The sequence below is a fragment of the Paenibacillus sp. FSL F4-0236 genome (assembly GCF_038000135.1).
Lineage (GTDB): Bacteria > Bacillota > Bacilli > Paenibacillales > Paenibacillaceae > Paenibacillus_AQ.
Genome location: NZ_JBBOBK010000001.1, coordinates 6,142,599 through 6,154,681, shown reverse-complemented (window position 1 = coordinate 6,154,681; position 12,083 = coordinate 6,142,599). Strand labels below are relative to the sequence as shown.

Genomic DNA, 12,083 nt, shown 5'->3' with positions numbered 1-12,083 from the left:
TTAAAATGTAAAACCTATTTTCCTAAACAAAATTGTGAGAATATTTGATCTAACAACGAGTCCGCTGCCGTATCGCCAATAATTTCACCGAGTTGTTCCCATGCTAGCCGTACATCGATTTGAATCATATCAATTGGAATATACTGTTCCGCCGCATCGTATGCATCCTGTAGTGATTTATAGGCTTTTTTAAGCAGTGCAATATGTCTCACATTACTTACATATGTCAAGTCACCCGATTCCAGCTTTCCACCAAAAAAGAGTGTCGAAATGGCATCTTCAAGTTTGTCTAGACCTTCCTCTTCCAGAACAGACATCGGTACGATGTTGGACTCCTCAAAGAACGAGAGCAACTTATCCTTATCCAGTTTGGGCGGTAAGTCCATTTTATTCATGATCACTAGGCATTGTCTACCGTGGATTTGTTCCATCAATGCCAATTCGTCCTCATGCAGCTCTTCGTTAGCATTTAGCACAAGTAGAATCAGATCCGCATCACTAACTGCCGCCTTGGAACGTTCTACGCCAATCTTCTCCACTACATCCATCGTTTCACGAATTCCCGCCGTATCAAGCAGCTTAAGCGGAATGTTGTTTATCGTTATATATTCTTCGATGACATCACGTGTTGTTCCAGGAATATCTGTTACAATCGCTTTGTTATCACGTGCTAACGCGTTTAATAAAGAAGATTTACCAACATTGGGACGACCAACTATAGCTGTCGTTATCCCCTCACGAAGAATTTTCCCTTCATTAGAAGTCTTAAGAAGCTTTGTGATTCCTTCCATCACTTCACTGCTTTTATCTTTAATAAATTCAGCTGTCATGGATTCTACATCATGCTCTGGATAATCTATATTCACTTCGATATGAGCCAGCATCTCAATAAGTGTATGGCGCAAAGCATGAATTCGATCCGACAAGGATCCACTAACCTGCTTTAAAGCCACAGAAAACGCACGATCCGACTTCGAGCGAATGAGATCAATAACTGCCTCAGCCTGTGATAAATCAATACGTCCACCCAAGAAAGCACGCTTGGTGAACTCACCCGGCTCGGCTAACCTTATCTCCTGCTGAAGAAGTAAATCCATCACTCTTCTTACAGAAATTACACCACCATGAGCACTGATCTCTACTACATCCTCGGTCGTAAAAGAACGTGGGCCCTTCATTACGGTTACAAGTACTTCTTCCATCTTCTCTCCGTTATCCGGACTAACGATATGCCCATAATGAACGGTATGCGATTCCGCTTCAGTTAACGGAACTCGACTACGAAACAAAGGCGCCACTTGGGAAATAGCCTGAGGGCCACTTACCCGAATAATAGCAATTCCTCCCTCGCCTAATGCCGTCGATACGGCAGCAATGGTGTCACTAAGCATGCTGTTTTTCACCCCAAAACCTATATTTTTTTGATCATAAACGGTCTTATATTGTTAAAAAAGCAATGACCCCTTACATTGGTCAAGGAGTCATTGCATCATATAGTCTTTACTTCAAAGTTATAACGACGCGGCGATTTGGCTCTTCGCCCTTACTAAGGGTATTCACTTGCCGATGATCCTGTAATCTGGAGTGAATAATTTTCCGCTCCTGAGGTGACATCGGTTCCAGTACTACCTCTTTACGAGTCCGAATGACACGACTGGCTAAACGATCAGCCAGCTCTTCGAGAGTTTTTTTACGCCGCTCACGGAAGTTCTCCGCATCTAGCACAAGCCGTATAAAACTGTCGGAGTAACGATTAGCTACGATATTAGCCAAATACTGCAGAGCATCGAGAGTTTGTCCTCTTCTACCAATCAACAGTCCCAAATCTGGACCTGATATCTGCAGAATCGTGGATTCCTTAGTGTGGACGATTTCGACTTCCACTTCGAGCCCCATGCTCTTAGCGACATCCACAATGAAATGAACGGCTTCTTGGTAAGCTTCCTCCACCGGTTGTCCGGAATCTTGGCGTGGCACACCGCCGTTAGCCTCCTGTTTGCTCTCTCTTGTTGACTGCTGAGGCAGTGACGGAGCACTCGCCGCTGATGCCGGTGCGGCTTCGGCTATCAAGGTTAACTCAACCTTGGCACCTTTCGCACCGATCAATCCCAGGAATCCTCTTGATGGCTGCTCAAGTACGTTGACCGTTACCCGGTCCTTTTGAACTCCAAGCTGGGTTAGTCCCCGTTCTACAGCTTCTTCAATGGTTTTCCCTGTTGCGACGACTTTGCTCATTTTGACTTTTTGGCTCCCTTCGATGCTTTACTGCCGCCTTTGCTCTTCACAGCAGTTGAGTCATCTGTACTTTTCACAGCACTTGCGATTGCCAATTTATGTTTATCGTTGTTGCGATATAAGAAATAGTTCTGAACAATAGTGTAAATGTTACTGTACACCCAGTATAGCGGCAATGCTGCTGGGAAGTTGTAGGACATAACGAAAATCAGAACTGGATAGATCATCATCATGAACTGCATTGGCCCTTGTTGTTGCATCGGGTTCATTTTAGTCATCATTCTAGTTTGTATAAATGTTGTTAATGCTGCAAGCACTGGTAAGATAAACAGATGATCCGGCTTACCTAGCTCCAGCCATAAGAAGGAGTGCTCCCGTAGATGTGGATTATAGTAGATCGAGTTGTAGAGAGCGATAAAGATAGGCATTTGTACGATCAGCGGTAAACAACCCGCCATTGGATTAACCTTATTCTCTTGGAACAAACGCATCGTTTCTTGCTGCACCTTTTCAGGTGTGTCTTTATATTTTTTCTGGATCTTTTGGAGTTCCGGTTGAATGGCTTGCATTGCCCGCGAGCTCTTCACCTGTTTAATCGTAAGCGGAAGAATCAACGTGCGGACAATAATAACCATCACAAGTACGGCTAAACCATATTCTCCGTTAAACCAATCAGCAAACTTGTCCAAGGCAATGGCGAAATAATACACTACATTACTTTGCCAGAAGCCTCCATTCTTTAAATCCTCCGTAGTGTGCGTAACAGCAGCTGACGGAGCGCATCCCGACAGAACAGCTAACGACAACACCATCACTGTGATGAGGAGAAACCATTTTCCCCGTCTAGTCTTCATTAGAGACACTTCAAAACCCCTCTCTTGAACATTCCATTCCACCGTAAATCATACCATAATTATGAATACAAATAAACAAGCCTCTTATGCGTCCTTTATTTGCGGGAAGCCTTGAGTAGCTTGGCTTTGCGCAGTACATGCAGCACGCTTTTTTCGAGCTCTGCGTATTCCATGGAAAGCGCTCCTTTTCTTACGATAAACACCATATCGAGTCCACCTGCAATTTCAGGTTCATGATGACGGACGATTTCCTTCACCAATCTTCTCATTCGGTTACGGACAACCGCGTTTCCAACCTTTTTACTGACCGATACCCCAACTCTAAATCGCTCTACCTCTTTTTTGCTAAACCAATACACTACAAATTGATGATTCGCAAATGACTTCCCATGGCGATATACACGACTGAAGTCGGCACGGTTTCGTAATCGTAACTTTTTGTGCACGGGAATCTCCTTCATAAATCCGGTTAAAAGTATCGTTCCGAATTTTTTTCTTCTAATAGTATAGTCATTTGGATGTCGCCATAAACGACCGCGACTACAACGCCGAAATTTCCCTTCTATATTATAGAAAGAAAAATATTCTCAACTTCTCACAAAATAATTCTGTATATACGTTAAATAGCCCCGCAAAGTGTAGCTAGCGCATTAAGCGAGATCCTAGTCGTTTGCAGAGCAAATAATAATAAAAAGCAGTAAAAAAAGACCACCGGAGTGGTCCCTTAGTGGCCTAACTTACGCACTCAAAACTTTTCTGCCTTTCAAGCGGCGAGCTGCCAGCACTTTACGGCCGTTTTTCGTGCTCATTCTTTTACGGAAACCGTGAACCTTCTTGCGTTTGCTCACATTTGGTCTAAATGTCGGTCTCATAATTGCACCTCCCTTACAGGAACTTAATTACTGTCATATAAGCAGAAACGGTCTAAGCCGTCCTTATAGTAGGGACAGTATCTACATGAATCATCATTTAATTATCGAGACATATCCTTACAGAAAACACCTTTATATATTTAAACATATTTTATGCGCAAAAGTCAACCTACTGCTGGCTCCAGACCCTCCCTCAAATTCAAGCCGCTTATCCACAACTCCCATTAGAAAAAAAGTAATCCACAAGATATGACAGTTATCCACCTGTGATCAAAAAATAAAGTCGACTACTCACAGATGAGCACAACCTGTGTATAAAATTATCGAAGCTTTGGCGTAAAGTGTCGAACCGTAAACAAATTATCAACAATATGTAGTGGTGTTCCTAATAATTGTACACAAGTGCTTGAATTTGTGGATAAAATAGCCCTGCTCATTGAAAAATAAGGGGCGTTTTGCTATGATGGTATTACTTTTGAATGTGAATAGATTTGTTTGTTCTCTTAATTATCAACAAGCTGTGGATAAAGTTGTGAACAAATCAAATTTATCCATATTTTTTTGTCTCTTCATATTGCCTACTGGGGATAAATATCAGCACCAACCTATTTTCTTCGACATTTCCACTTCATGGCTGATGCCACATTTGGAAGATTTAAAGGAGTGACAGTCTGTGGACAGCCATACTTCCGAATTATGGCAGCAAATTTTATCGATTATTCAAACCAAATTAAGCAAGCCGAGCTTTGATACCTGGTTTAAGGCTACTAAAGCGATAACCTTCAACTCCCAGGTTCTCATTATCTCGGCACCTACAACGTTCGCAGTAGAATGGCTGGAAAGTCGCTACACCAAACTAGTAGGAGCAACGGTCTACGAAGTCACTGGGAAACAAGTGGATGTAAAATTCGTGATTGAAGAAAGCAAGCCGCCTGAGCTTGTGGTTCAACAATCCGCTCCCACTCCCGTAGTATCACGAGAAGAAGCGCAAACGCATCTACTCAATCCCAAGTACACTTTTGACACTTTTGTAATCGGCTCCGGCAACCGTTTTGCGCATGCAGCCTCACTGGCAGTAGCCGAAGCGCCGGCCAAAGCATACAATCCCTTGTTTTTATATGGTGGTGTAGGTCTGGGCAAAACCCATTTAATGCATGCCATTGGGCACTATGTTCTAGAACATAACCCGAATAACAAGGTTATTTACATCTCATCAGAGAAATTCACGAATGAATTTATCAATTCAATCCGTGATAACCGCGGTGAAAGCTTCCGCAATAAGTATCGTAACGTTGACATTTTGCTTATTGACGATATTCAATTCCTCGCTGGAAAAGAGTCCACGCAGGAGGAGTTTTTTCATACGTTCAATGCGCTCCACGAAGAACGCAAGCAAATTATCATCTCCAGCGACCGACCGCCAAAGGAAATTCCCACACTGGAAGAACGGCTACGTTCCCGGTTCGAGTGGGGCTTGATTACGGATATTCAACCACCCGATCTAGAAACCCGAATTGCGATTTTGCGCAAAAAGGCGAAGGCAGAGAACCTTGATATCCCTAATGAGGCCATGATGTATATTGCTAACCAGATTGACACCAATATTCGTGAGCTGGAGGGTGCATTAATCCGGGTTGTTGCTTACTCATCGCTAACTAACCAGGATGTAACTACTCATTTGGCAGCTGAAGCACTCAAGGATATTATTCCTTCCAGCCGGCCTAAGATGATTACCATCGCTGATATTCAGCAAAAAGTCGGTGAATACTACAATTTACGCCTTGAAGACTTCAAAGCGCGAAAACGTACGAAAGCCGTAGCTTTTCCACGTCAAATCGCAATGTATCTCTCCCGTGAACTAACCGATTATTCGCTCCCTAAGATTGGTGAGGCATTCGGAGGACGTGACCATACGACCGTAATTCATGCGCATGACAAAATTACACAGTCATTAAAGGTCGATCAGGAGTTGTACAAAGTGGTAAATAATCTTGCGGAGAAAATTAAAAATCCTTCCTAAGAGGAACAAAGAGCCTATACACAATCTATACACATGTGGGTAGGCTTAATTTTATGCTATTTGATAGGGTTATCCACATATTAGACGCCCCTACTACTAATACTATTAAATAACTATAATAATTCATCATGTAAAGACGCGTAATAAAGAGATACCAATACAACGAAATTCCCAATTTTTCAGCTAGGAGTGAAATCATGAAAATAAGCATTCTTAAAAATGAACTCAACGAATCCATTCAACACGTATCCAAAGCTATATCCAGTAGAACAACCATCCCTATTCTGACCGGTATTAAGCTGGAAGTTAGCCATCAAGGCGTCACATTAACTGCAAGCGACACCGATATTTCGATTCAATCGTTTATTCCAGCAGAGAATGACAGCCATACGATCGTGAAGATAGATCAGCCAGGAAGTGTTGTTCTTCCCGCTAAATTTTTCGTCGAAATTATTAAGAAGCTGCCCTCCAAAGAGATTCACATGGAAGTTAAAGAAGGATTCCAAACATATATTTCTTCTGGATCCACTGAGATTCAGATCGTAGGTTTAGACCCTGAAGAATTCCCGGTGCTACCGAGTATTGAGGAGAACGATACTATCTCCCTGCCAGGTGATTTGCTGAAAAATATGATTAAACAAACCGCTTTTTCTATTTCTACCCAAGAGACAACTCCGATTTTAACAGGTATACTGTGGAATCTGGCTGATAATGAGTTTAAGTTTACAGCGACAGACCGTCACCGCTTAGCTACAAGAGCAGCAAAACTAGAAGGTACGGAGAATGTCCAATTTGCAAATATCGTAATCGCCGGTAAAACTCTTAATGAGCTAAGCAAGATTATTCCTGATCAAAATATGCTCGTTGATATTGTGGTTGCGGACAATCAAGTTCTCTTTAAAATCGACAAAGTACTGTTCTATTCACGGATCCTTGATGGAATTTATCCGGATACTTCTAGAATTATTCCAACAACCTACAAAACAGAACTAACTTTGGACACAAAAAAATTAAGCGAATCGATTGATCGTGCTTATTTGCTGTCCCGTGAAGAAAAAACCAATATTGTGCGCATGCAGACGCTTGAGCAAGGCGGTATTGAAATTTCATCTAGCTCTTCTGAGCTTGGTAAAGTTCGCGAAGAACTTGAAGTCATTGATTTCAAAGGTGAACCGCTCAAAATATCTTTCAACTCCAAATATATGCTCGATGTCTTAAAAGTTATTGAGAGTGAGCAGCTTGTAATAGCATTTACAGGAATGATGAGTCCGATCATTTTGAAGCCGCTCGATCAAACCAATAGCTTGTATATTATTTTGCCTTACCGTACAACAAATTAATGCCAACATTCATGAACATGTGGATAAGTGGCTGAAAGGATAAAAACCATGAAAAAAATACTTATCCACAGTGGATATATTAAGCTGGATCAATTCCTGAAACTTTCTGATTGTGTATCCACAGGTGGAATGGCTAAAGCTTTGCTGCAAGAAGGACATGTACTTGTTAACGGAGAAGTAGAGGAACGGCGCGGAAGAAAACTTTATCCGGGTGATCAAATTGAAGTGCAGGATAACGGCACATTTCAGGTTGAAGGCGGAGGAGTCAAAGAGGAGTAGGCTAGGGGAGGAACCATTTCGTGTTTGTTAAAAATATCGGTCTGCAGCATTATCGGAATTACGGGCTGCTGCGTCTGGAGAGCTTGGGCGATGTGAACCTGATTCTGGGTCAGAACGCCCAAGGCAAAACAAACCTCATGGAGGCATTGTTCGTCCTGGCGATGACCAAAAGCCACCGCACCTCGAAGGATCGCGAACTTATCTCATTTGATGCCCCTGGAGACGCTGCTCAGATCATTGCCGAGGTAGAACGGAAGTACGGCGATCTCAAGCTAGAGCTCACCCTATCTGCCAAAGGTAAAAAAGCTAAGATTAACGGTTTAGAACAGCGACGTCTTAGTGAGTTTGTGGGATCACTCAATGTGGTCATGTTTGCACCGGAAGATTTAGAGATAGTCAAAGGCACACCTGGCATCAGACGGCGTTTTCTCGATATGGAGATTGGCCAAGTCCAGCCCAGTTATCTATTTCACCTCCAGCAGTATCAAAAAATTCTCTTACAAAGAGGCAATTTGCTGAAGCAGTTGTGGGGGAAAGAGGCAGCGGGAAAAGACCTTTTGGAAATTTGGGATGCTCAACTTGTGGAGCATGGTGTTAAAATCGTCAAAAAAAGGAAACAATTCATAAAGAAGCTGCAAATATGGGCTGAAAGCATACACCGGGGGATTACGAACGGCGGAGAAGAACTGAAATTGCTCTATGTCCCCTCTTTCGGCGATCGGGATGAGGAAGATGAAGCTGTCTTATTAGACAATTTTATGTTAAAGTTATCACAAACGAGAGAACAAGAAATCAGGCGCGGTATGACGCTGACGGGTCCCCATCGGGATGACCTGTCCTTTTTTATCAACGGAAGGGAAGCTCAGGTCTACGGTTCTCAGGGACAGCAGCGTACAACGGCTTTATCGCTCAAGCTGGCGGAAATCGAGCTGATCCATGAAGAAATCGGAGAATATCCTGTGCTGCTTCTTGATGATGTTTTATCCGAGCTTGATCCTTACCGACAGACCCAGCTTATTGAAACCTTTCAAAGCAAGGTACAGACATTCATTACCGCTACCGGGATTGAGGGTCTGAATGCCGATAAATTAAAGGGCGCCAGCCTATATCATGTTCATGATGGAAAAGTGGAGTTATAAAGAGCGGAGGAAGATCATGTATATTCATTTGGGCGGGGAGAAGATTATTCGCTCTTCGGAGTTAATTGCAATATTTGATATTTCGATTGAGAAATCTTCCAAGGTGTCTAAGCAATTCGTCATTCACTCTGAGCAGGACAAGAAGCTTGAGCGGATTGGTGAAGAGGAAGCAAAATCTATTGTCGTAACTAAAAATATCGTGTATTACTCCCCCATTTCCTCCTCCACTCTTAAAAAAAGAGCCAAAATTTTGCTCGAAATATAACTTGCGTTTAGTAACAAAGAGATAATCTGAAAGAAGTAGGTGAAGGCATGTCAATGAATCAACCGACATATGATGAGAGCCAGATTCAGGTACTGGAAGGGCTAGAAGCTGTCCGGAAACGTCCGGGCATGTATATTGGTTCCACTAGTTCTAAAGGTCTCCATCACTTGGTGTGGGAGGTCGTAGATAATAGTATCGATGAAGCCCTAGCAGGTTATTGTGACCGGATTCAAGTGATTATTCATGAGGATAACGGGATTACTGTTATCGATAATGGACGTGGCATACCTGTAGGTGAAAATGAAAAACTTAAAAAGTCGACGCTTGAAGTTGTAATGACAGTACTGCATGCAGGCGGTAAGTTCGGCGGCGGCGGATATAAAGTATCAGGCGGCTTACACGGTGTGGGTATCTCCGTAGTAAATGCCTTGTCTGAGAAGGTTGTTGTTAATGTTAAGCGTGATGGGCATATTTATCAGCAGGAATACAGACGTGGTGCACCACAGTATGAGATCAAAGTTGTTGGAGATACGGAAGAGACAGGTACGACTACAACTTTTCATCCGGACCCTGAAATCTTTACTGAAACCACGGTCTTTGAATATGCGACACTGCTTACTCGTATTCGGGAGCTAGCTTTTCTTAACAAAGGAATTGAGCTTTCACTGCATGATGAGCGGACCGATGTCACCAACGTGTTCAAATATGAGGGTGGTATCGTTGAATATGTGAAATATCTGAATGAGAAAAAAGAAGCGCTGCACGAGGAACCAATCTACGTGGAAGGCTCACGGGATATGATTCAGGTTGAAGTAGCTCTCCAATATAATGATTCGTATACAGAGAACATCTACTCTTTTGCGAATAATATTAATACCCATGAGGGCGGAACGCATGAATCCGGCTTCAAAAGTGCTTTAACACGTATTATCAATGATTACGCCCGTAAAGCGGGTGTGCTGAAGGATGGTAATTCAAATCTGACTGGCGACGACGTGCGTGAAGGATTGACAGCCATTATTTCTGTCAAAATTCCAGAGCCTCAGTTCGAAGGTCAAACGAAGACTAAGCTCGGAAATAGTGAAGTCCGTGGAATAGTAGAATCACTGTTCGGAGAGAAATTGCAGGAATTCCTGGAAGAGAATCCGGCAGTATCACGCCGTGTCCTTGAGAAGTCGCTTTCAGCTTCACGTGCACGAGAAGCCGCTCGTAAGGCTCGTGAGTTAACCCGCCGTAAGAGTGCGCTTGAAGTCAGTGCACTACCTGGTAAACTTGCGGACTGTTCATCCAAGGATGCGTCTATCAGCGAACTGTATATCGTCGAAGGTGACTCTGCGGGTGGATCGGCCAAGCAGGGACGGGATCGTCATTTCCAAGCGATTCTACCGCTGCGTGGTAAGATTCTAAACGTAGAAAAGGCACGCTTAGACCGTATTTTATCCAACGCCGAGATCCGGGCTATTATTACTGCTCTTGGTACAGGAATCAGTGATGATTTTGACCTATCGAAGGCTCGTTACCATAAAGTCGTTATTATGACGGATGCCGACGTCGATGGAGCTCATATTAGAACCTTGTTGTTAACATTCTTCTACCGTTACATGCGGAAGCTAGTAGATGCAGGTTATATCTATATCGCACAACCGCCATTATTTAAGATAGAACGCAACAAAGTGATCCGTTATGCAGGTAGCGAGAAGGAACGAGATGAGATTATCGCCTCTTTTGGTGAGAATGTTAAGGTCAATGTTCAGCGCTACAAAGGTTTGGGTGAAATGAATGCTACCCAGCTGTGGGACACGACGATGGATCCTGAGGCTCGTATGATGCTACAAGTAACGATTGAAGATGCGATGCTCGCTGATAGTATCTTTGATACGCTGATGGGCGATAATGTTGAGCCAAGACGTGACTTTATCCATGAGCATGCGAAGAGCGTCAGATACCTTGATGTGTAACAATTACATTCAAGCATAAACGCCTTCGGCGTCCTTATAAGGACGATAAGCGTTTAAGCGAGAAATATAAGACATAAAGTATGGTGTAAAACTTATACTTTCTTATATTTTAATAAAACCTCCGGCTTCTGTTCCTAAAGGAATGAGAATGCTGGAGGTTTTTTTGGTTTCAGAGCTGATTTTTAGGCTTTAGTATATTGCCTATTGCGGGTAGTATATGGGGATTTTCTAGCTTTTACACGTCCGTATGCTACAGCATAGCGGTGTATTCTACGATAGATAGATTTATCAGGAAATAACTTGAATACAACAATGGATGGAAGCGTGTTGACCTCAAGCAGCCACATATCCATATGCTGATCCATGGCAATATCCAGACCAATTTCTTTAATTCCTGGATAGGTGGTTTCCAATTGGCCTGCAATTTGTACGCCTAAAGATTTTAATTGATTAATCGTGGAGAGTGTTTCAGAAGGGTTCATATGATTTTTTAATAATGTATTTACTGACAGAATACTGCCTCCACTATGATAATTGGTGACGATTTTCTGAGGGGCAGCTACTCTTCCGAGCATTCCTGTTGTTTCCCATGCACCTGATGGAGTCTTTTGGGCAAGAACTCGAAGGTCGAAGGGACGATCTTGGTGACGCAGGAGATCAATTCCTTTTTGGACGAGGTAGGTACGGTTCTGAATTCGTTTCTGTAAGGCCTCATGCAGCTCTTCGGGGGAGAAGAAAACTTCTGCCGTCTTTGCATATCTTAAAATATATAGGACCTGTGCTTCTTGCTGTTCTCTCTCCTCGTTATTGGCGGTGACATTCATTTCAGTCTTCTGCTGGCTAGGACTTAAAATCACCGTACGCTGCTCAGCTCTCATTACACCAATACCAAAGCTTCCGCGATCAGGTTTTATATAGACCATGGCATATAACGCAAGCATTTCTTTAAGAACATTTAAATCATATTTACGAGTATCAGGCACATATAGAGATAGAGATTGATTTTGAAGGATAACTTTTGTTTTAGCCCATTTACTTGGGACTCGTTGAATCTTCATTATCTTCCTCCTTAACAATTTTGTGCAGCATTTGCTCTTTTGAATTCCCTTGTACAAAACTTG

The 12,083-nt window shown here is 42.8% G+C and carries 12 protein-coding genes; 6 read left to right on the top strand and 6 right to left on the bottom strand.

The window, feature by feature from the left end:
- Window positions 1–14 precede the first annotated feature (14 nt).
- From mnmE to rpmH, 5 genes are all read right to left on the bottom strand, one after another.
- Entirely contained in the window at window positions 15–1,391 is a 1,377-nt protein-coding gene (gene mnmE, locus NSQ29_RS27450) for a tRNA uridine-5-carboxymethylaminomethyl(34) synthesis GTPase MnmE (protein ID WP_042193063.1), read from the bottom strand.
- Window positions 1,392–1,500: 109 nt separating this feature from the next.
- A complete protein-coding gene (jag, locus tag NSQ29_RS27445) occupies window positions 1,501–2,235 on the bottom strand; it encodes an RNA-binding cell elongation regulator Jag/EloR (RefSeq protein WP_042193066.1) in 735 nt (244 codons plus the stop codon).
- Window positions 2,232–3,098, bottom strand: a complete 867-nt coding sequence (locus tag NSQ29_RS27440; protein WP_042193068.1) for a YidC/Oxa1 family membrane protein insertase — start codon at window positions 3,096–3,098, stop codon at window positions 2,232–2,234. Before NSQ29_RS27440 ends, jag begins: the two co-directional genes overlap by 4 nt.
- Window positions 3,099–3,184: 86 nt before the next feature.
- On the bottom strand, window positions 3,185–3,535 hold the full coding sequence (gene rnpA, locus NSQ29_RS27435) for a ribonuclease P protein component (protein WP_042193070.1): 351 nt from the start codon (window positions 3,533–3,535) through the stop codon (window positions 3,185–3,187).
- Between the two features lie 291 nt (window positions 3,536–3,826).
- On the bottom strand, window positions 3,827–3,961 hold the full coding sequence (rpmH, locus tag NSQ29_RS27430; protein ID WP_039295761.1) for a 50S ribosomal protein L34: 135 nt from the start codon (window positions 3,959–3,961) through the stop codon (window positions 3,827–3,829).
- 673 nt (window positions 3,962–4,634) lie between these two features.
- Between rpmH and dnaA the strand changes: the two genes are divergently transcribed.
- The 6 genes from dnaA (at window position 4,635) to gyrB (ending at window position 10,962) form a co-directional block, all read left to right on the top strand.
- Complete coding sequence (dnaA, locus tag NSQ29_RS27425; RefSeq protein WP_042183777.1) at window positions 4,635–5,981, top strand: chromosomal replication initiator protein DnaA; 1,347 nt, start codon at window positions 4,635–4,637, stop codon at window positions 5,979–5,981.
- Window positions 5,982–6,178: 197 nt separating this feature from the next.
- On the top strand, window positions 6,179–7,321 hold the full coding sequence (gene dnaN / locus NSQ29_RS27420) for a DNA polymerase III subunit beta (protein ID WP_339244164.1): 1,143 nt from the start codon (window positions 6,179–6,181) through the stop codon (window positions 7,319–7,321).
- Window positions 7,322–7,369: 48 nt separating this feature from the next.
- On the top strand, window positions 7,370–7,600 hold the full coding sequence (gene yaaA, locus NSQ29_RS27415; RefSeq protein WP_042123047.1) for a S4 domain-containing protein YaaA: 231 nt from the start codon (window positions 7,370–7,372) through the stop codon (window positions 7,598–7,600).
- A 20-nt stretch (window positions 7,601–7,620) separates the two neighbouring features.
- A complete protein-coding gene (gene recF / locus NSQ29_RS27410) occupies window positions 7,621–8,739 on the top strand; it encodes a DNA replication/repair protein RecF (RefSeq protein ID WP_042123050.1) in 1,119 nt (372 codons plus the stop codon).
- Between the two features lie 16 nt (window positions 8,740–8,755).
- Window positions 8,756–9,004: an extracellular matrix regulator RemB gene (remB, locus tag NSQ29_RS27405; RefSeq protein ID WP_036677731.1), complete on the top strand. Its 249-nt coding sequence runs from the start codon at window positions 8,756–8,758 to the stop codon at window positions 9,002–9,004.
- A 47-nt stretch (window positions 9,005–9,051) separates the two neighbouring features.
- Window positions 9,052–10,962: a DNA topoisomerase (ATP-hydrolyzing) subunit B gene (gene gyrB / locus NSQ29_RS27400; RefSeq protein WP_042183779.1), complete on the top strand. Its 1,911-nt coding sequence runs from the start codon at window positions 9,052–9,054 to the stop codon at window positions 10,960–10,962.
- 182 nt (window positions 10,963–11,144) lie between these two features.
- Here gyrB and NSQ29_RS27395 read toward each other — a convergent pair whose 3' ends face one another.
- Window positions 11,145–12,020 (bottom strand): YheC/YheD family protein, encoded by an 876-nt coding sequence (locus NSQ29_RS27395; RefSeq protein ID WP_341126515.1) that lies wholly within the window; start codon window positions 12,018–12,020, stop codon window positions 11,145–11,147.
- Window positions 12,021–12,083 lie beyond the last annotated feature (63 nt).